Source organism: Mucilaginibacter sp. (assembly GCF_028288225.1).
Taxonomy (GTDB): Bacteria; Bacteroidota; Bacteroidia; order Sphingobacteriales; family Sphingobacteriaceae; genus Mucilaginibacter.
Genome location: NZ_JAQBOC010000033.1, coordinates 42,471 through 64,690 on the forward strand (window position 1 = coordinate 42,471; position 22,220 = coordinate 64,690).

Sequence of the window (22,220 nt, forward strand, 5' to 3'; positions counted from 1 at the left end):
TATATGGACCAAAAATTAGTGATATATGAGGATAATGAGGCGTTAAGGAACTCACTGGTGTATCTTTTAAATGCGCAGAACGGTTATGAAGTGGTGGGCGATTTTAATAATGTGAACAATGTAAAAGAGCAGATAGCCCTTAAACAGCCCGACCTGGTGATAATGGATATTGATATGCCGGGCAAGGATGGTATAACCGGAGTAGGAGAGATAAAAGAGATGCGGCCCGGAACCATTATTATTATGTACACCCAATTTGAAGATGATGACCGTTTATTCAGGAGCATTTGTGCAGGCGCTGATGGCTATATCCTTAAAAAAACATCTCCCGAGAAATTTTTTGATGCCATAAAAGAAGTTTTAAACGGGGGGGCACCTATGTCGCCGTTGATCGCAAAAAAAGTCATCGATTCTTTTAAAACCACAAAGCAAAACAATAATTTGCAGGTAAAATACGAACTTACAAACAGGGAAACCGAAATACTTCAACTCCTAACCAAAGGGTATAGCGTAAAGCTAATAGCGCACGAAATGAATATAGCCTATGATACTGCCCGTTCACATTTACGAAACACTTATAGAAAGCTCCATGTAAATTGCGGCAAAGAAGCCATAGCTATATTATTGGCATCAAAAATAAATTAGGTTAGCTAAATTGAATGCCTGGCCTGCAAATGTGTGGGTTACGGGTTTGTGTTTAAGCCTGCGCTGCCTCATGCCGGGTTGGGGAGTTTCGTTTTTCAGCGTTCATTTAAATGGAACCTGACCTTAATCTAACTTTTTACGGATCCTTGTTGCAAATATTAAAATCATTTTATATATTGCTGATTATCAATTCCTAAATAACTAGTCAGAAGTCCAATTTTTTCCATGCGTGTTTAACGAATATCTATTTAATACCTTACACCGCTATGCAGAAGTCCGGCAACAGCGAAATCTTTTTTTCACAGGACGCTTATGGAGCGCCACTGGTAGAGATCAACTCTGGCGGCAAGACTATATTTGTGATCAGCGACCTGCACCTGGCAGCCGGAATAAATAAAAGCAGCAATTATGAAGGAACTGAAAATTTCTTTGCTGATCAGTCATTCGTCCGGTTTATAGATCACCTGGAAAAAAAGGATCCCGCAGGTAAAGCATTACTCGTAATAAATGGTGATTTTATCGATTTTTTACGAATCTGCAACTTTCCTGATGCCGATCAGGACTTTTCAGATTGGGAGGAAATGCTCCAAATCGTTGGGATCACCAAATCACAAAAGGAGCTTCGTGACTCAATTGTAAAAAAAGAGAAAACATTCGGTCTGCGCACAAATGATTATAAATCTGTATGGAAACTCCATGTGTGCATCTCGGGGCACAAAGATCTATTTGAGCGGCTGGCTTTATGGGTGCATAACGGCAATGAATTAATTATTACCAAAGGCAACCACGACCTGGAGTGGTATTGGAGACCTGTTCAAAACTACCTGCAATATTTCCTGGCAAAGCTCCTTTCGCAAAAATTACAATTGCCTATCGTAACCACGCTGTCAGTAATTATCAGCCTGACAACATTTGCAGATCATTCAATCATCATAGATAAAAAAATTTATATTGAACACGGCCATTGTTATGAAAACTCAACCGCTGTGCAAGGTGCTGTTCTTAGTGATAATCAACAGGAGTTAAACCTGCCGTTCGCTTCTTTTTTTAACCGGTATTTAGTTAATAAAATTGAACTGGTTTACCCTTTTATAGATAATGTAAGACCGCGGGAAAACATCCTGCTTGTATTATTCCGGGAACGGTTTCCGCTGGCCCTGAAAATGATCTTTTACTACGTGCCTTTTACAATTTTGTTAATCCCGAAGAAAATGTGGTGGCCGGTTTTTAAATATGCCATTACTTTTTTCCTGATTATTATTCTACCGATCGCCATTACCGGTTATGCAATTTATAAAAGCCTTCCGCATGAATCACATCCGCAGGATACCTCCTGGATTTTACAGCAAATATTGAACATAGGTCAAAACCTCGGCTTCCTTTTACTCTCCTATCTCTTCGGCAGAATTATGACGCTGGTAAAACTAAATCCACCGGCCAGTTTTGTTTCGTACGCTGAAAACATTTTCAATAAAAATAACGCATTACAAGTAGTGACTTTTGGACATACACATAACCCGGAACAAAAAAATAATAGCGGAAAATGGTATTTAAACACAGGCACATGGATGCCCATTTTTGAAGCATCTTCTGCCGATGTGCGCATAGATAAAACTTACACGTTTCTGCACTTTGATTACGATAGCGCCGGGGAATTGATAATTCATCCTTTACAACGCTGGAACGATGATGCTTTACGTGATGACGAGTTAGCGTTAATTGAAAAAAGCTAAATAGCTCAGGTTTATCTTGTTAACACCGGCCCGACTATCGGGTTTGCTAACTGCTTAAATAACAACTAATAATGTAATATGAAGTAAGAATTTTAACTGTATAAAACGCTTAATCTAAAAACTTAAAGCTATGTCACAAAAATGGACTTTCGAAACCCTTGCCCAATGCGACAAGGCCACATTAGAAAAAATATTGCTGAATGGCACACCCCCTGATTTAGAAAAACTGAACGGATATATATATTGCGGATGGAACCATGAACCGATCGGAAAAATATCAGGTGAAAAGTTTAAAAAAGGTTTTTACAAAAGAAACGGCGCTAATTACGGATATAACGAAACTGTAATACAGGACCATCAAAAATACCTGGGACAATGGGAAGTAGGGTTACACAAAGTACGGCCAAACCAGTTAGGCTATTTCAGGACATCATATGTAAAAGATGAGCCATATCACAAACTCTACCAGCCATATTTACACCTGGCGCATTTTAATTACGATATACCATTTCACAAGTTTACTCTTAGCTTTTTTAGAGTGATCCGGGATTTTGTAGTATTACCAAACGAAGGAGATCATAGTTTAATGCTGTGCAAGGCTTACCTCACCTTTGGCGAAAACCTGAATATTTTTTACTGCTATTTTTTGCTGGGCCATCCGCAGGAAATACAATACCTGCCCTGGTAAAGAAGCTTCAAGAATGCCTGTTGTAAAAAAACAAAGCATGCTAAATACATCCCTCTGATTTTCCCCAAACAAATAATATTTTATTTAAAACTCTGATATTATGAACAGCGAATTGGTTCCAGCAGAAAAATACATGAAGTCGTTTTTAAAATTACTTCTTGTTCTTTCATTTCTTACGCTTTTCTTTCATTTTTTCCCAAAATTAACACCTGCATTTTTACAACCGGCGGAAAGAAACGCTTATCCTGTTTTATCCGGAAATTCTGTATTGCAAGGCTTTTTAATTGTTCTTTTGCTTGCATTGGCCATTGGTGATGTACGCCGTTTCAGTCCATTGATCCGTTTGTTTAAATGGATATTGGCTTTGGCTGTAATATGGACAGCTATACAGTGGATCCGTGGCAAAGAGGCTACTGCCGGTACAACTCATTTATGGGAGTTAATTACTTATACATTGGCCTTTGCTATACTTTGGATCCTATTCAGAGCAGCCGGCATAGCACGGTACAATCTAAAGTATTTATCTATTCAGCAATTTCAAACACTGCAGGCAATGGCAGAGGTGTGCATATCAGGCGATACCGATAAATATAAGCTACAGATTGAACCGGTAAAAGTGGCAAAGAACGTGGATAACTACCTGGCAAGATTTGAAGCTACAAATAAATGGGTTATGAAACTGGTGCTGACAGCCATGGAGGTATATCCGCTGTTGTCGCTCCATCCGCTGCTCAGCCTGATGCAGCCCGCAGCACGGCTGGCATTTCTCAAAAAAAGATTTTTAACCGATCTTGAATTTCAAAATGTTCCCCGCTGGTACGGGGAAATAGTGCAGGCCGCAATCAGAATGACCAAGCAAATCTGCTTTATGGGATACTATAGCGACCCTGCAGTGTATGAAAGTATAGGCTATGTGCGGTATTCAAAAAGAAAGGATATTGATGACCGGGATAGGGAGTTTCCGGGCAGTCATTCCCAGTCTGCTTTATTGAAAGTACAGGAAGAATCCGACATAACTGCAAGCGAAATAACTGCAGATGTAGTAATTGTGGGTTCAGGCGCGGCGGCATCCATTTTAGCCCATCAGTTGGTGCAGGCAGGCAGACAGGTATTATTGGTGGAACGTGGCGGATTTGAGCAGACGGCATCTTTCACCGAAGATGAAGTGGACATGGTTAGCAGGCTTTATGCCAACGGCGCTTTGCAGCTTTCGCGCGACTTTCGTTTCCAGGTATTCCAGGGCAGCTGCGTTGGGGGCTCAACCGTGGTTAACAATGCGGTTTGCTTCGAAACACCAGGTTATATTCTGGATAGGTGGATAAATGAAATGGGTATAGGTATTGACCGGGCAAGATATGAAAGTTCAATTGCCGCCATTTATAAACTGATGAACATAAGCCATACACCGCTGATGACCGATGACAGATTTTTAAACCCCGGCGGAAGGCTTTTTGCAGACGCATGTAAAAAAATGGGATATGACAAACCCGAGCTGGATTCTGTAATGGCAAATATAAATGGCTGCCTGGGATCTGGTTATTGCAATATTGGCTGCAAATTTGGAAAAAAGCTTTCCATGCTGGACACCATTTTGCCGCAGACGCAATTGGCAAATCCTGGTTCGTTGCAGATAATAGCAAATTGCGAAGCCGTTAGTTTCAACCGGGCAGGATCAAAGATCGTTTCCCTCACCGGGAAGTTTAAAAGCGGCCGGCAGATAACTATCAAAGGAAAAACCTTTGTATCATCGGCGGGGGCAATTTCGTCCAGTATTTTGCTGCTAAAATCAAAACTGGGGATAGTTAACGCGGGTAAAAAGCTGGCATTTAACCTGGGCTCTCCAATAACTGCTGCTTATAAACAACAGGTTAATTCATTCGACGGGCTGCAGATTTCTCATTTCCTGAGAACCAACGACCGCAGGTATGTTATGGAAACTTGGTTTAATCCGCCCATGTTTCAATCTACGGCTATGCCTGGCTGGTTTGATCAGCATTTTTACAATATGCAGCATTACAGTAATATGGCATGTACAGGCGTATTAGTTGGTACGGCCTCAAATGCCGAAGTGAAAATTGCCGGCCTATTTGGCCGCGATATTAATTATGAGCCAACCGAAGACGATTTTGATAGCCTGATGGATGGATTGGAAAAAGCAGCAGAAATATATCTAACCGGTGGTGCAGAGCGGGTAATGCCCAATACATTCAATTATTATGAATATAAAACGGTAAAAGAATTAAAGGAAAACCTGCGTAAAAATGTAAAAGCATCACCTGATATTTCTACCGGCACTGGTCACCCGCAGGGCGGCAATGTGATGAGCAATGACCCCAAAACCGGGGTAGTAAATGAAAATTTCAAAGTGTTTGGATACGACAATTTATTTGTTTGCGATGCCAGTGTATTCCCAACCAGTTTGGGTGTTAATCCGCAGGTTACCGTTATGGCATTAGCTCATTATGCTGCACCTTATATTGCTCGAAATTAGTACGGCATGTAAGGAAACTTTTTTACAGAACAGCACTTCAGGCCTGCGCCGATACCTCCGCCAGGTTGGGTAATTCAAGCATTTGGTTGATAAAATTAGCGTTTCCGGTTATTGGGAACGCTTTTTATATGTAGCTTTGACAATTACCAATTCAATATTACATCCTATTATGAACAAATTTACTAACTGCATTTGCCTGCTTTCCTTTTTACTGGCGGGTTACTCGGGATTTGCACAAGCTACAAAAGCACCTGCATATCCTTTAATAACTCATAACCCTTATTTCAGCATCTGGTCGTTTACTGATGAGCTTAACCAGTCAACAACACATCACTGGACGGGTAAAGATCAGTCCTTAATTGGTTTGATAAAAGTTGATGATGAAGTTTATCGCTTTATGGGAAAAGAGCCTGTATCTTACAAAACGATAGTACCCGCTGCCGATGAAAAACCGTATAGCTGTAAATTCAATGAGTTGATTCCCGGAGAAGGATGGACAACCACTAATTATGACGATAGCGCCTGGAAAACAGGAACGGCTCCCTTTAGTGATGATAAGGAAAGGGCGGGAACCATGTGGACGGGCAAAGAAATTTGGGTTCGCCGGATTTTTAACTATAGTAAAACAAATATCAATAAGCTTTACTTGAAACTGCATCATGATGACGACGTTGAGGTCTACTTGAACGGCGAGAAAATATATACGGGCAGCGGCGCCAATGGCGATCTGCAATATTTTCCGCTTAATGATGATGTGGTAAATAAATTAAACGAGGGCGAAAACGTATTGGCCATGCATTGCACCAATACAGGTGGCGCCGCCTGGCTGGATGCCGGCTTTGCTGATGAATTAAAACCAAAAGATCATGCCGAGCTAAAGATTGCAAAACAAACCGGGGTTAAGCTTAATGCAACACAAACCATTTACAATTTTAAATGCGGTAATACTGATCTGCAGTTAACTTTTACTTCGCCGCTGCTAATGAATGACCTGAGTGTCCTGTCAAGGCCGGTATCATATATTAGCTATAAAGTAAAATCAAACGACGGCAAGGAGCATAACGTAAAGGTATATTTCAGCGCATCGGCTGATGTGGCACGCAATACAACAACGCAGGCTGTTACTACTAAAAAATACATTGCAGGTAATTTATCTGTTTTAAAAGCGGGTACCGTTGAGCAACCCATCCTGCAAAAAAAGGGTGACGACCTGCGCATCGATTGGGGGTATATGTATGTAGCTGTGCCAATATCTTTTAATTCCCAGCAATATGTAAGTACAGATGAGGAAGCGGTTAATTCCTTTTTTAAAGGAGAAAGTAAATCAACAGAAACAAAGGGAACGGATCTTGTTTTAAATACGGTGATCCCATTTGGCATGGTTGGCAAAACATCTGTCGAAAAATTTGTTGAGCTGGGTTATGATGATATTAACCCCATACAGTATTTTCATACAAATTTAAAACCATGGTGGCAAAATGCCCAAACCAAAACCATTGAACAGGCGCTGGCAAAGGCTGCTGTTGATTATCCCGCTTTATTAAAAAAATGTGAGTTGTTTAACGCCACAATGTACAAGGATGCAGTAAAGGCAGGCAGCGAAAAGTATGCTAAGCTGTGTGTAATGGCCTACCGGCAAAGCATAGCTGCTCATACGCTGGTGAAAAGTCCGCAGGGTAAATTATTGTGGCTCTCCAAAGAAAATTATAGCGGTGGGTTTATAAATACGGTTGATGTTACCTATCCATCAGCGCCGTTATATCTTTTGTACAACCCGAAATTATTAGAAGGGATGCTAAACGGGATCTTCTATTTCAGCGAAAGCGGCAAGTTTCAAAGGGGTTATGCCGCGCATGACCTTGGAACTTACCCGTTAGCAAATGGTCAGCAATATGGGGAAGGCATGCCGGTAGAAGAATCGGGCAATATGATCATACTTGCGGCAGCAATTGCAAAGGCAGAGGGCAGCCCGGCTTACGCTAAGCAGCATTGGATAACACTGGGTAAATGGGTAACCTATTTGGTGAACGAAGGTTTTGACCCCAAAAACCAGTTATGTACGGATGATTTTGCCGGGCACCTGGCACGCAACGCAAATTTATCAGTAAAGGCTATCGTAGGGATTGCCTGTTATGCAAAGCTGGCAGGGCAGATGGGTGAAGCAGGAGCAGCAAAAAAGTACGGCAAAATTGCGAAGGATATGGCCGTAAAGTGGGCACAATTAGCCGGTGATAACGACCATTATACCTTAACATTTGCAAACAAAGGCAGCTGGAGCCAAAAATATAATATGGTATGGGATAAAATTTTAGGGCTGAAGCTGTTCCCGCAGTCTGTTTATAATAAAGAAGTTAAATTCTATCTAACCAAACAAAATGAATTCGGCCTGCCTTTGGATAGTCGTAAAACCTATACCAAAAGCGACTGGATAATGTGGACTGCTACCTTAGCGAAAAACCGGACTGATTTTGAAGCTTTGGCAGCCCCGGTTTATAAATTTGCTACAGAAACCCCAACCCGTGTACCATTAAGCGATTGGCACGAAACAACCAATGGAAAACAAACAGGTTTCCAGGCGCGAAGCGTAGTGGGAGGATATTTTATAAAGATGCTGGAGCAAAAGTGGGTGAAGAAATAGGTTCTACAAAAGTACGTCATGCTGAAATAAATCGGCATGACGGTTGTAGTGTGTTTAAGGTTTTGAACACCCAAGTTTAAAACCCTTCGCTTATAACCACATCATCCAGTTTAACGGCAGCGGGTTTGTCTTTTATTTTTCTGTTGATCATACTATTTACGCGGCCCATCAAAAATATACTGCACACCGAAATACCAACGATCACATAGCCCACGGTATCATAATGATGCAGCGGACTGCCTTTACTTTGCTGAACCACAATCATCCCGGCCGCCGCCGCAGCAACACCACCTGCAATTTGCTGCATAGACGCGTTTATGCTCATAAAGGCACCGCGATCTTCCATATCGGGCACTGCGCTGGTAAGGGCAGAGGAAGGAACCATGCGGCTCATGACGCCCATCATCATCAGGATATTAAATATAACCACCAGCCAGAATGGCGTTACCGATAAGTTGGTGTACAGCACGCACATCACCATCATCCAAACCGTTGCTGCGGTGAATATTTTAAACTTGCTGACCTTGTCGCTTAAACGCCCTATCAATGGCATAACAATAAGCGAGCTAATACCCGCGATCATAAATAATACAGGCAGCTGCTGATAGGTTACATGCAGGTTATTTATAGCGAAAGCACTGCCAAAAGGCATCATCATAAAACCACCTATTGATAGCAATGCCGTAGCCGCAAAACCAATGCGATAATCGCGTTTGGCAACTGTATGTAATAAATGAACAAATGCTGAACGGTCATGTTGCACCAGTAAATGGGCGGTAACAGGTTTTAATTGCAGCACTATAACTACGGCAATAATTCCGGCTAATGCAGCTGTTAAAAAGAAAGGCATTTCCCAGCCAAAATGGTTTGCAAGGTATAAGCCAATTGGCACACCGAGCACCTGGCTCGCGCCAAAACCCATCTGGATAAAACCCATTACACGCCCGCGTTGCTGCAGGGCAAAAAGATCTGTAATAATGGCCATAGAGATGGAGCCGATAACACCGCCAAACAAGCCGGTAATGATCCGCGCGGCTAACAGTAAAGGGTAAGTATGCGACATTCCGCATAATACAGTGCCGGCAATAAAGCCCAGGTAAAAGAACAGCAATAGTTTTTTACGGTCGAATTTATCGGCAAAGCCGGCAGTAAGCAAGCCGGAAATACCAGCGCTAAATGCGTAGGCGGACACGGCAATGCCGAATGCCGATGGCTTAAGGCTCATTGACTTCATTAGCATATCCCCTAATGGCGACATGATCATAAAATCAAGGATCACCGTAAATTGTGTAAGGGCTAAAATAAATATCACCAATTTTTGGTAGCCGGTAAAAGGTATAATTTCTTGTTGTTTCATTGTGTTTTATATTAATTCACAGCACTCGTAGCCATGATGGTTTAGTAATTTAATTATGCAAGTGTAATTTACGGTATAAGTTATTATTCTTAAAACACAATCACAATCCTCCTGGTCAAGATTCCACTCTTCAATGCCATCCTGCTTTCCCAATAATAATTGCAGCGCCACCTTATCTGCAGCGGTTTCGCAGTTGGTTTTAAACAATAGTATGTGATTAAAGTCTTCCATTTATAAATAAATATTCACTTATTTAACTAAGCAGAAAAATGTTAAGCCTGACGCTTAGTCTTGAGTCAAAAGTCTTTAGTTCTAAGTCAGAAAAAGGCAAAATTTGACTTTAGACTTACGACTAAAGACTTATGACTTAACACTAGTTCCTCAACGCTTTAATAACTAGGTCGAACGTTGCCCACAATATTTCATCTGAAATTTGAAAGGGGCTTCCGCCTATGCTATGTCCCTCGTTATGAAAACGGATCAGGGAGTAAAGCGGCGCATACGCAACTGACCAGTAAACTTCAAGGGGCATCTCGTTAATTTCGCCTCTTTCCAGCGCATTGTGCATAAACTTGCTAATGGATACTTCAAAATTCTTTTTAAAGGTTTCCATAAACTGTGCGTGGTAGCTTGAGCTTCTCAACTGGTCAAAAAACACGCCTATGAATGGATTATCCATCATATGTTTATAACGGTTCTTCCACTGTACCCGCATCCCATCTTCAAATGAAGCTTCCACATCAAAATCCTTCAGCATGGCTTCAGCCATCCGCAGGCCCTCCTCCTGGGCTATTTTTATGATCAGATCATCGCGATCCTTATAATAGATGTACAGCGTAGCTACCGAGATCTTGCAGGCTTTTGCCAGCTTGTTCATGCTAAAGCCTTCTAAACCATCTTTTACAATACATTCAATAGCCTTTTGCTTTACCAGCTGTTCTTTATCAATATCTCTTGTGCGCATAGCTTATATATCGATACAAATATAAATGAATATTCATTTAGTTATAAAATTTATTTTAACTTTTTAGCTCGGGTGTACCCTTTAACTGTTTTATAATAACCCAAATAGGAACAAATATCCTGCGAAATTAAACCAATCCCAACCTTGTTTTTAATTCATCCCGATAGGTGCTGCCAATGGGTATTTTATCACCATTAATTATCAACTGGTGATTTTCAACCATGGCAATGTGCCTTATGGCCACCACAAATGATTTATGTACCCTAACAAAATTCTGCACGGGGATCACTTCAAAAATATCAGCCATGTTTTGGCGGATGAGGATTTTTTTATCCTTTAATACAATAGAAATATAATTACCATCCTTTTCTAAATACAGGATCTCACTGATTTTTACCTGGTAGGTTTGCGCCCCGCTTTTAACAAATGCATAATCTCCAAAATCATCTTTACGCTGAACATTACTTTTCATCAAATGTAAATTCAGCGCTTTGTTGGTGGCGGTTAAAAAACGCTCAAATGTTATTGGTTTCAGCAAATAATCTATCGCATTAAGATGATAGCTTTCTACAGCGTAATCGCTATAGGCAGTTGTGAATATAACCATTGGCTTAACAGCAAGTGTTGAAAGCAGTTCAATACCATTGATCCCCGGCATGTTAATATCCAAAAAAACAAGTTCTGTACTTTCGCAGTTCAAAAATTCAATGGCCTTTAGCGGCTCGCGGAATGATGCCTGTAAGTTCAGTATCCCGCTTTTAGTGCAATACCGTTCTATTACCTCCAACGCCCGTGGCTCATCATCAATTGCAATGCAGTTCATCAGCTTAAATCTATTTTGAGCTCCACATGGAACAGGTTTTCATCGTTTTTAATTATTAGCTCATGCTTACCGGGATATACCAGATCCAGCCTTCTTTTTACATTTTCTAAACCAATCCCGCTTTTATCATTTTCCATTTTTTTAACAAAACTATAGTTTTTGTTTTCACAGGTAAACAATAGTGCCTTATCATTAACAACTATAGAAATATCAATGAGTGAGGTATCATTAATAAGCACGCCATGCTTAAAGGCATTTTCAATAAAAGGAATAAATATCATTGGGGCGATGAATACAGCAGGCACTTGTTCACTATAGTGAAAATTAACAAGGGCTTCTTCATCGGCATACCTCAGCTTGTTTAACGCTACACAGCTTTTAATATATTCAATCTCATTTTTTAAGGGTACCGTATCGGCATTACTTTCATAGATCATGTAACGCATCATGCCTGAAAGTTTTGAAATGCCATCTGCCAGTTCATCATTCCCCTTCTCCTGGGCCATTGAAAAAAGGTTGTTCAGCGTATTAAAAAGGAAATGCGGGTTTATCTGCGATTTGAGAAACTTTATTTCGGTGGTTAGCTGGTAAGCTTCCAGCTGTTTACGAAGCAGTTCATTCTTTATCCATTCTTTCGAAAAAAAGTAAGCGGTTGAAAGTCCAAGCACAAAAAGAAAGACCAGCGAAATATTAAACTGGAAGCGCCGCCACTCATGCGCATTGATGCTGGTAAAGCGAATAAAAAGAAGACCTGAAAAGTAATTAGTTAAAATGAGAAAGGCCATCCACCCAATAACAATGACAACCCGGCCGATTTTATTTTTATATCTAACTATCGTTTTTAATAACCAAAAAGCATTGGTATAAAAAAGCGTCATTGACAGCCCTAATGTTATTATGGAAATTGGGTAGGCAGATTTTAATATGATATGTTGTTCAAACTGCCCGTTAATGTCCTTCCGTAAAAATTGATAAAGACTGGAAAAATTTTGTTCCACATAAAAAATGCCCACCCAAAACAATAGGTGCAGCAAAATTTCAAGGAGGTGTTTTTTTCTGATTCCCTGCATATACAATCTAAGGTAATTTTAATTACAGCAGCTTTAAAATTTATGTTACCAATTACAGAAATAGTTAGCTGAACGCCTCTTTTTTGAAATGCCGGATAACAAATATCCGGCATTTCATCCCTGTAAAACTTCTGTTTACACCTGAGTTTTTAAAAAGCCAGATGGTTGCCCTACTATTACTTTAAATAAAATTATGATCATGAAAACATTACGTTCAATTTTAGTTCTGTGTGTTGCTTTTAGCCTGTTATCAATTTCAGGCAAAGCACAACAAAGCCAACCCGAGACAGCAGAAGCTGTTGTTCATTATAAATTCTCACACCTGAGGGATACTACCAAAAGGAATGATATTTATAATGAAAAAATGATCCTTTTCCTGGGCAAAAATTCAAGTGCCTATAAAAGCTACGACAAAAAAATAGCCGATGCTTTAATAAAAAAACAAGTGCAGGAGCAAATAGCTGCTAATCCGAATGGCCCGGTAAAAATTATGAGGGGAAAGGGCTCAGGCTCAAGTACTGAATACTACCAGTTCCCGGCTGAAGGGAAATTGGTAAGAAAAGAGAAGCTTATTAATAGTTACCTGATTGAAGAACCCATGGCAGCAATTGACTGGAAGATCAGCAATGATACAACCAGCTTTGCTGGCCTGCACTGTCAAAAAGCAACGGCTCATTTCAGGGGGCGTGACTATACCGCATGGTTTTGCCCCGATCTGCCTTTTCATAGCGGCCCGTGGAAATTAAACGGCTTACCCGGCGTGATCCTTGAAGCTTATGATGCAAAAAAAGAAGTAGAATTTAAGTTTGACGGAATTGAAGATTTGAGTAAGGCCCCCAAAGCTAGTCCTGTTGCCAGCGCGGATCAGCAACCCGCCGGAAGCGGTCGCGAAATAAGGCTTTTCGATATGGATGATGAAGGCGATCCTAATGTAATTCAATTACCATCCGGCGGGATAAAAACCACCGAAAAGGAGTTTGTTAATTTAAGGGAGGCCATGAAGAAGGACCCGGATGCTTTTGTACATTCTGCAATGGGTGGGTCAGGCGGAAACATGCAGTTCAATCGTTCCGGCCCTCAGCAAAATATCAAATTAAAGATTGGAGACGGCCCCTTAATTAATAACCCGATAGAGCTTCCCGAAAAGAAATGATCAGATTCAGCAAATTTGCAGCGATCTTCCTTTTCGGCATGATGCTCTCCCTAAGTAACTTTGCGCAAAATTTAAAAGGTACCGTTAAAGACAGTACTGGTAAAGGAATCTCCTTTGCAACAATAAATTTAAGAGGCGCCGGTAGTGCAATTTTAAGTTATACTGTAAGTAATAATAAGGGAGAATTTACCCTGCATTTACCCGCGGATGCCCCAAAAAGTGGCCTAACGGCTGAAGCAAGCTGTATTGGTTTTATAAAACAAACCAATACAGTAACGGATTTGACAGCGCCGTACAATTTTATATTGCCGGTAGCAACCAATCAGCTGCAAACTGTAATTGTAAAAGATAAAAGACCTTTTCTTAAAACCAATGGTGATACGTTAAGCTACAAGGTGTCGGATTTTAGCAATCCGCAGGATAGGGTTATAGGAGATGTAATTAAAAAACTGCCGGGCATCCAGGTTGCTTCTGATGGGAAGATCTCCTACAATGGAAAGGGGATTTCCAACCTTTATATTGGAGGCGATAACCTGCTTGATGATAAATATAACATCGCCACCGGCAGTATTCCGCATGGCGTAGTTGACCAGGTGCAGGTAATAGAAAACCATCAGCCTGTTAAAATGCTTAAAGACAAAGTGGTGAGCGAGGATGTTGCTCTGAACCTTACTTTTAAAAAAGATGCAAAGCTACAGCTGATAGGACAGGAAACAATAGGCGGCGGCACACCCGGTAAATATGATGAAGACCTTAACGCAATGATGTTTAAGGATAACTTTAAAGCGATCAATTACCTTAAAGGCAACAATACCGGGTTTGATGTTCAGAATGACCTGGTATCGCATAATTTATCAGACTACCTGCAACGAATAGATAATAATAAACCTGGTACCCTGCTTTCAACAGGAACTGCTGCCGATCCAGACCTGCCGCGAAATCGGTATTTGTTTAACCAGTCGAGCATAATAAACCTGAATAACCTGGTACACCTGCAAAAGGATGTTCAGCTAAAAGCCAACCTCTATTACCTGCACGATACACAACTGCAGGATTATCAAAAACAGGCAGCTATCTACTTACCAAATGATACGGTACGTTACTCGGAAATACAGCATAACAAACGTCGCCCCGATATTTTGCATGGCCAGCTTACCTTAAACATTAACAAGGATAAATATTATTTGAACGATGCTTTAACAGCTGATTATAATCACAATACCAATTATTCGGCATTGGTTACTAACGGAACTCCGGTGAACCAGGTTTTTAAGGACAATATTGCTGATTTCTCTAATGAGTTTAATCTCATGAAAACCTTTAAAACAAATAACATTATTGAAGTTTATTCGTACCTGAACCATATTGCCGAACCGGAAAGCTTATCCATTACTCCCGGTTTAAACCCTGCAATCTTTAATAACGGCAATCCTTACAGTCAGTTAAATCAAAAAGTTAACGTGCCAACCTGGTTTACAAATAATTACTTTGCTTATAAGCTGCCTTCAGATTATGTTACACAAAGCTACAAGGTTGGTTTTAGCCTGCAGCAGCAAAAGTTGGGATCGGCTTTAAGCGCGGTACAAACCAATAATGCTGTTAATTTGGTAACAGACAGTACACAGAACAATTTAAACTGGTCGCGGCAAAAACTGTATGCCGAGGCAGGTTATGATTTCCCGGGCAAAATACTTAAAGTAAACCTAACCCTGCCATTAAGCCTGCAACAGATCCATTATACCGATAACCTGTTTGCTTTTGATAAACAATCAACCCATTTATATTTTACACCCAGGTTGTTTATAAAATATCAAAGCGGCGTTGAAAATTATTTCAGCCTGGTTTATGATCTTAAAAACAGGATAGGCAGCATCCAGGATATCTATCGCGGATATGTTTTAAAAGATTACCGTACACTAAATGCCAATAATTCCGACCTTACAGAGCAAAAGGACCAAACCGCAGCACTTGGCTTTAATTACCGCAAAGCCATCACGCTTTTCTTTTTTAGCATTACAGCATCATACAATCATATAACCGCCAATAACATTACCTCAAGCATTATCAATAACAACATTGAGCAAAACATAGTGCTGCCATATGTTAACCATACAAACTCATGGATGCTTAATGGCTACATCAGCAAGTATGTGTTTGCTTTACGCACAACCATCAGCGGGGGCGTGTCATGGCAGTCAAACAGTTCAAACCAGCTTCAAAATAACATTCTTTTACCCTATAAAACCATATCGGCAACTGAAAGTGCAAGCGCCGAAACAAAAATAACCGATGTGCTGAATATCAGCTATAAAGTAATTTATAACCAGCTCAGCAGCAAGTCGCCGGTTTCGACTTCAGGTACAGCTATAAAAAGTATTTACCAGCAGGCATCCATAAGTTATAACCCGCTGGTTAACCTGTTCATTAAGTTATCGGGAGATGATTATTATAACCACCAGGATCAGCTTAATAACCAAAAGTACATTTTTGCAGATGCATCGGTAAGGTACAGGTTTAACAAGATCAATACAGATGTTGAGCTAAGCGCCAATAATCTTTTTAACACAAAAAAATATAATGCGCTTTATTTATCGGCAAATACATTTACATCCAATACGTACACCATTCCGGGTCGCATCATGTTAATTAAGGCTACTTTTAATCTGTAAATTTTGGTAATTCAGCCGCCTATAACCCTTTAGTTAATATTTTTTATATTAAACATTAACTTTTGTGGAATGTAAAAAATTATAATGCTATAGTTTTACAAAAGGAAATTTGCGGCATCCTGTTATTCCTCTAAATAGGTACCTTTACAAGGTACATTCTTATCAACCAAAATTAAACCTATTACGTTCAGCAAATAAGGTTGGATTTGCATTAAAAAAATAATTAATGGAATAATTAAGTTAACCGGCTATACGGCTAAATGCTAATTAGTGTTATATTTACAATTATTCAGTACATTAGCATTGTAATATGCTTTTTTAGGTAGTGCCAATAATACCTGTAACTAATATTATGCGCTTTAAAGTTTACATATATGTTTTACTGTTTAGTATAACGCAGCAATGCTTGTATGCTCAAAATACGGCGTATCAGTTCTCGCATTTGGATATTACCAACGGGCTTTCAATTAACCAGGTAAGCAGCGTTTTTAAAGATGCCAACGGATTTATGTGGTTCGGTACTATTTCCGGGCTAAACAGGTATGATGGGTATAAGTTCAGGGTGTTTAAACATTCAGCAAATGATCCCAATTCATTAGCTGAAAATTCGGTTGCAAGTATTTTTGAAGGACCAGGAAAGAAGCTCTGGATAAAAACACATAGCGGCTTTAGTATTTATAATTCCACTGCCGAAAAGTTTTTAAACGATGTTTCACAGGAACTTGAAAGGTATAATGTTTTTACAGATCAGCTAACTACAATTAAGAAAGACCGACAAGGTAATTTTTGGTTTTTAACAAATAATGAAGGGTTATACTGCTATCATCCTAAAAGCAATACCACCAATTTCTTCAGCAGCACTAATAACAAGTCAATTTCAATATTGCATTCAAACGTGGTTACAGATGTTGTTGAGGATAGCCATAACTTTATGTGGCTGATTTACACCGATGGCGAAATTGAAAAATTAGATCCCCGTACCAATACCATTATTTCCAGGTCAAACAGCCTGGCTAAGGTTAACAATTACAGGCCAGAGCTTTATTCGGCAACGTTTGATAATAACGATAATTTATGGCTATTTGCCGCAGGCAGTTCTGTTGGCATTTACCGCTATCATGTAAAAACAAAAGCTCTTGATCATTTTAGCACTGAAACGGGTAATATAAGGCTTAACTATAATGTTATAAACAATATTATACTCGGCGATGACAACAAAATTTGGATAGGAACCGACCATGGCGGTATTAACCTGGTAGACCCCATAAACAACAGCATTCAATATCTTTTAAACAGGGAAGATGATCCCAAGTCTTTACAAGGTAATAGTGTGGTGCTTTATAAAGATAATACCGGCATAATTTGGGCTGGTACTTTTAAACAGGGGATCAGCTATTATCATAAAAGTATAATCCGGTTCCCGCTTATCCGGCACTATGTTTCTGACAGTAAAAGCCTGCCTTATGAAGATGTTGATTGTTTTGCCGATGATGCCAAAGGGAATTTATGGATAGGCACAAACGGAGGCGGGCTGCTTAACTATAATTCGGTCACAAAAAAATATATCCAATATAAACACGATCCTAACGATCCTAATAGCTTAGCCAATAACATAGTAATCAGCTTATGTATTGATCATGAACACAAGCTTTGGATAGGCACCTATTTTGGAGGGCTGGATTGTTTTGACGGAAAAAAATTTATCCATTATCGGCATAATGATAATATTCCATCGAGTATATCCGACGACCGTGTTTATAGTGTTATGGAAGACTCTTCATTAAAACTTTGGGTGGGAACGTTTGCCGGCAGTACCAATATTTTTGACAGGGCCTCAAACAGCTTTTTACATCCCAATTATCAAATGCTCTCCAGCTATACTGCAGTTATTTATGAGGATAAACAAAAAAATATTTGGATAGGCCGGGATAAAGGGGTTGATTTTATTGGAAAAGGTAAAAGTTTAGCCAAACATTATGTAAATCAGCCGAATAATCCTAACAGTTTGATAGGTAATGATGTAAACAGCATTATCCAGGATAGTAAAGGGATGATGTGGATAGGCACAAAGGATGGTTTAAGTATTTTAAACGCACAAACTAATAAGTTCTATAATCTTAATGAAGCAAATGGAATACCGGGTAATGATGTTTTAAAAGTTTTGGAGGATGACAATGGTAAAATTTGGATAAGCACAGCAAACGGGCTGGCTAGTATTAAGCCTGTTAAAGCAGGTAACAATATCAGGTTCCTGATCAATAAGTTTGATGAGTTTGACGGCTTGCAGGGCCGCGAATTTAATGCCTATTCGGCATTTAAAACCCGGCAAGGGCAATTGATATTTGGTGGGGCACACGGATTTAACCTGTTTAACCCGCAGAATATAAATATTACTAAAAACAAACCCAAATTATTATTTACCGATTTTCAGTTATTTAACAAAAGTGTTACTGTTGGCGATACCATAAAGGGTAATGTGGTACTTAAAAGTTCAATTACAGATACTAAAAATTTAACATTGAACCATAATGAGAACGACTTTAGCATTGAGTTTGCAGCCTGCGAGTATTTTAATCCCGACAAAGTTGTTTACCAGTATAAGTTGGAAGGATTTGACAAACAATGGCTTTCGGCCCCTAATAGCACCCGTAAGGCAACATATACAAATTTAGATGCAGGTGACTATATATTTAAAGTTAGAGCCGGCAATATAAACGATCCTGAAAATACAAATACCATAACGCTTAACATCAGGGTATTGCCACCGTTTTGGAAATCGCCATTGGCTTACCTGCTTTATTTTATAAGTGTAGTTTTCCTTTTATTTTATGTACGCCATAAAGGGATCCTTAAACTAAAAAATGAATTCAGGATAAAACAGGATAAACTGGAAGAAGAGCGAAAAATTGAAAATGAACGTGAAGAGGCGCGCCGGATGCATCAGCTTGATTTGATGAAAATTAAGTTTTTTACCAATGTAAGCCACGAGTTCCGCACTCCTTTATCATTGATAATATCGCCAATTGATGATCTGATTAAAACAACAGACAAACCCGAGCAGCAACAACACCTTGTAATGATAAAAAGAAATGGGAAGCGCTTGCTTAACCTGGTTAACCAGCTGCTTGATTTTCGTAAAATGGAATATAATGAGCTAAAGCTTTGTTTAAAAAAGGGCGATATCATACAATTTATAAGGGATGTTTGTTCTTCGTTTACAGATGTTGCTCATCAAAAGCAAATTCAATACCTTTTTGAGAGCGAAGTGAATTCGTTTGTCACCAATTTCGATCATGATAAGATAGAAAGGATCCTGTTTAACCTGCTCTCCAATGCCTTTAAATTTACAGCATCGGGCGGTTACATTAGTGTTATGCTAAATTTATCGGCTCCGGATGAGTTTGCAAAAGATCAAAAAATACTCGTGATAAAGGTGATTGATACCGGCATTGGCATACCTGTAGAAAACCAGGAAAAGATCTTTGAGCGCTTTTTTCAGGATAATATGCCCGAAAGCTTGCTGAACCAGGGTAGCGGGATAGGTTTATCTATCACAAAGGAATTTATAAAAATGCATAGCGGGACGATAAAAATAGAAAGCGAACCCGACTATGGCACCTGTTTTATTATAGAGCTTCCTGTTGGGGATTTGCATGAAGAACAGCCGGTTGCTGTGCCTAAGCCGGAGAAAATATCAGATCCTGGTTTACAAAATATAGATAATATAAATGGTTTAGCTAAAAAATCAACTGTTTTATTGATAGAGGATAATGATGATTTAAGATTTTATCTGAAAGACAATTTAAAACACAGCTTTCATATAATAGAAGCGGTAAACGGTAAAGACGGCTGGCAAAAAGCACTTGCGTTACATCCCAAACTTATTGTAAGTGATGTTAATATGCCAGAAATGAATGGTTTGGACCTGTGTAAAAAAATAAAAGGAGATAGTAGGACTGCCCAGATCCCTATTATTTTATTAACTGCGCTAACAGGGCAAAACGATCAGCTTGCCGGTATAGACAGTGGTGCTAATGACTATATTGTAAAACCTTTTAACTTTGAGATCTTGCTGTCAAAAATCCACGGCCTGTTAAGGATCCAGCAAACAATGAAGAAAACGTATCAAAAGCAGGTAGATGTAGAGGCCAGGGATATAGTTGTGGTATCAGAAGATGAGAAATTTTTAAAAAATGCCTTTGCCAGCATTGAGAAGAATATCACCAATCCCAATTTTTCTGTTGAAGAGTTAAGCAGGAATTTAAACCTGAGCAGGGTATCACTTTATAAAAAATTATTAACGCTTACCGGTAAAACCCCTGTTGATTGCATAAGGACCATTCGTTTAAAAAGAGCGGTGCAATTGTTAGAGAAAAGCAAGCTGAGCATTGCCAATGTTGCTTATGAGGTAGGCTTTAATAATGCCGCATATTTTGCCAAAGTATTTAAAGAAGAATTTGGAATGCTCCCATCAGAATATATTATTGAGATGCGGAGTAAAGAAAAAGAAGAAAACTTTGCTTAATTGCGGAATAAAGCGTTAATTAAAACATTTGATCGAATTTGAAATCCCAATGAAATATATACATACTTTTATTATTGCCGCTTTTATATCTTTTTTTAATTCCTCGTCCGCACAAACGGTGGCACAAACACCGCCAATGGGCTGGAACAGTTATAACTGTTTTGGGTCTGCCGTGCATGAGGATGAAGTAAAAGCAAATGCGGATTATATGGCCAAAAACCTGAAACAATACGGCTGGCAATATGTAGTGGTTGATTTTTTATGGTCGTATGATAACCCTCCGGGAAGCAACATCGGCAACCCATTTCAATCAAGGTTGCAGGATGGTTCATACATCCCCTGGTTAACAATGGATCAATGGGGCAGGCTAAACCCGCAACCAACCAAGTTCCCTTCAGCGTTTGGCGGTAAGGGGTTTGGGCCGCTGGCGACATATGTACATTCCCTGGGTTTGAAATTTGGGATTCATGTAATGCGGGGCATTCCACGCCAGGCCGTGTGGGCCAAGTCGCCGGTTAAGGGAACTAATGGAATAACGGCAGATATGGTTGCTGACACCAATTCAAAATGCCCCTGGATGAACCACATGTACGGGCTTGATATGAAGAAGCCAGGCGCACAGGAATATTTAAATTCGCTTTTAGAGCTGTACGCCGACTGGGGTGTTGATTTTATTAAGGTGGATGATCTTTCGAGGCCATATAGTGAGCCGGAAGTTGAAGGCTACAGCAAGGCAATTGCACATTGCGGCAGGCCGATAGTATTGAGCTTATCACCGGGTGCTACGCCTGTAGCAGAGGCAGATCACGCTGTTCAATATGCAAACATGTGGCGTATGGCCGATGACTTTTGGGACAATTGGAAAGAGATAACAGGGATGATGAACTATGCAAAACAGTGGGTAGGAGTGAGCAACCCTGGCCATTGGCCGGATTGTGATATGATTCAGATTGGTAAGCTATCAAAACGCGGCCCTGTTGGCGAAGAAAGGTACAGCAGGTTTACCGAAGATGAAGAATACACACACATGACCTTTTGGAGCATCTTCCGCTCGCCGCTGATGCTTGGTGGCAACCTTCCCGAAAACAGGCCTTTTGAGTTAAGCTTATTTACCAATAGCGAAGTTTTGGCAGTGAACCAGCAAGGAGAAAACCCGCGGCAACTATATGAAAAGGATGGAAAAATGATATGGTATTCACATGCCCAAGGCGGTAAGGATGTGTATGTGGCTATGTTTAATTTAAGCGAGCAACCCCAGGATATTGATCTGTCTTTTGCATCTGTGGGCCTTATAAAAAAAATAGCGGTGAGGGATCTGTGGAAAAAGCAGGACCTGGGAGTGTTTAAGCAAAGTTTTCACCAGCAAATTAATAAGCATGGGGCGGCGTTATTTAAATTTTCTGCCCAGTAACTGTAAGAAGAATCAAGAGTTAAAAATCAAGCGTCAGGAAAACAGAAGGAACA

The 22,220-nt window shown here is 39.9% G+C and carries 14 protein-coding genes; 9 read left to right on the top strand and 5 right to left on the bottom strand.

The genetic code is table 11. The features are described 5' to 3' along the window. Positions 1 to 3: 3 nt before the first annotated feature. The 5 genes from JWQ54_RS10160 to JWQ54_RS10180 all read left to right on the top strand — a co-directional run bounded on the left by JWQ54_RS10160 (position 4) and on the right by JWQ54_RS10180 (position 8,195). On the top strand, positions 4 to 645 hold the full coding sequence (locus JWQ54_RS10160) for a response regulator transcription factor (protein WP_299584001.1): 642 nt from the start codon (positions 4 to 6) through the stop codon (positions 643 to 645). A 266-nt stretch (positions 646 to 911) separates the two neighbouring features. Beyond that, on the top strand, positions 912 to 2,378 hold the full coding sequence (locus JWQ54_RS10165; protein WP_299584004.1) for a metallophosphoesterase: 1,467 nt from the start codon (positions 912 to 914) through the stop codon (positions 2,376 to 2,378). A 130-nt stretch (positions 2,379 to 2,508) separates the two neighbouring features. Then, positions 2,509 to 3,066, top strand: a complete 558-nt coding sequence (locus JWQ54_RS10170) for a hypothetical protein (RefSeq protein WP_299584007.1) — start codon at positions 2,509 to 2,511, stop codon at positions 3,064 to 3,066. A 100-nt stretch (positions 3,067 to 3,166) separates the two neighbouring features. Continuing rightward, positions 3,167 to 5,557, top strand: a complete 2,391-nt coding sequence (locus tag JWQ54_RS10175) for a GMC family oxidoreductase N-terminal domain-containing protein (RefSeq protein WP_299584010.1) — start codon at positions 3,167 to 3,169, stop codon at positions 5,555 to 5,557. A gap of 169 nt (positions 5,558 to 5,726) precedes the next feature. Beyond that, the gene (locus JWQ54_RS10180; RefSeq protein WP_299584013.1) at positions 5,727 to 8,195 is read left to right on the top strand and encodes a glutaminase family protein; all 2,469 of its coding nucleotides are present in this window, start codon (positions 5,727 to 5,729) and stop codon (positions 8,193 to 8,195) included. Positions 8,196 to 8,271: 76 nt separating this feature from the next. On the opposite strand, the gene JWQ54_RS10185 is transcribed toward JWQ54_RS10180, so the two are convergent. The 5 genes from JWQ54_RS10185 to JWQ54_RS10205 all read right to left on the bottom strand — a co-directional run bounded on the left by JWQ54_RS10185 (position 8,272) and on the right by JWQ54_RS10205 (position 12,409). After that, positions 8,272 to 9,552 (bottom strand): MFS transporter, encoded by a 1,281-nt coding sequence (locus tag JWQ54_RS10185; protein WP_299584016.1) that lies wholly within the window; start codon positions 9,550 to 9,552, stop codon positions 8,272 to 8,274. 6 nt (positions 9,553 to 9,558) lie between these two features. After that, the gene (locus JWQ54_RS10190) at positions 9,559 to 9,783 is read right to left on the bottom strand and encodes a hypothetical protein (protein WP_299584019.1); all 225 of its coding nucleotides are present in this window, start codon (positions 9,781 to 9,783) and stop codon (positions 9,559 to 9,561) included. Between the two features lie 142 nt (positions 9,784 to 9,925). Continuing rightward, on the bottom strand, positions 9,926 to 10,516 hold the full coding sequence (locus tag JWQ54_RS10195) for a TetR/AcrR family transcriptional regulator (RefSeq protein ID WP_299584021.1): 591 nt from the start codon (positions 10,514 to 10,516) through the stop codon (positions 9,926 to 9,928). Between the two features lie 127 nt (positions 10,517 to 10,643). Further along, complete coding sequence (locus JWQ54_RS10200) at positions 10,644 to 11,339, bottom strand: LytTR family DNA-binding domain-containing protein (RefSeq protein WP_299584024.1); 696 nt, start codon at positions 11,337 to 11,339, stop codon at positions 10,644 to 10,646. Beyond that, positions 11,339 to 12,409, bottom strand: coding sequence for a sensor histidine kinase (locus JWQ54_RS10205; RefSeq protein ID WP_299584027.1), 1,071 nt, complete (start codon positions 12,407 to 12,409; stop codon positions 11,339 to 11,341). The genes JWQ54_RS10200 and JWQ54_RS10205 overlap by 1 nt, the downstream gene beginning before the upstream one ends. Positions 12,410 to 12,608: 199 nt before the next feature. On the opposite strand from JWQ54_RS10205, the gene JWQ54_RS10210 reads away from it, so the two are divergent. The 4 genes from JWQ54_RS10210 to JWQ54_RS10225 all read left to right on the top strand — a co-directional run bounded on the left by JWQ54_RS10210 (position 12,609) and on the right by JWQ54_RS10225 (position 22,167). Beyond that, positions 12,609 to 13,562 (top strand): GLPGLI family protein, encoded by a 954-nt coding sequence (locus JWQ54_RS10210; RefSeq protein ID WP_299584030.1) that lies wholly within the window; start codon positions 12,609 to 12,611, stop codon positions 13,560 to 13,562. Then, positions 13,559 to 16,231 (top strand): TonB-dependent receptor, encoded by a 2,673-nt coding sequence (locus tag JWQ54_RS10215; RefSeq protein ID WP_299584033.1) that lies wholly within the window; start codon positions 13,559 to 13,561, stop codon positions 16,229 to 16,231. The genes JWQ54_RS10210 and JWQ54_RS10215 overlap by 4 nt, the downstream gene beginning before the upstream one ends. Before the next feature lie 352 nt (positions 16,232 to 16,583). Then, positions 16,584 to 20,756 carry a hybrid sensor histidine kinase/response regulator transcription factor gene (locus JWQ54_RS10220; protein ID WP_299584036.1) on the top strand — a complete coding sequence of 1,391 codons (4,173 nt, stop codon included), beginning with the start codon at positions 16,584 to 16,586 and terminating at the stop codon, positions 20,754 to 20,756. A gap of 49 nt (positions 20,757 to 20,805) precedes the next feature. After that, positions 20,806 to 22,167: a glycoside hydrolase family 27 protein gene (locus JWQ54_RS10225; RefSeq protein WP_299584039.1), complete on the top strand. Its 1,362-nt coding sequence runs from the start codon at positions 20,806 to 20,808 to the stop codon at positions 22,165 to 22,167. Positions 22,168 to 22,220 lie beyond the last annotated feature (53 nt).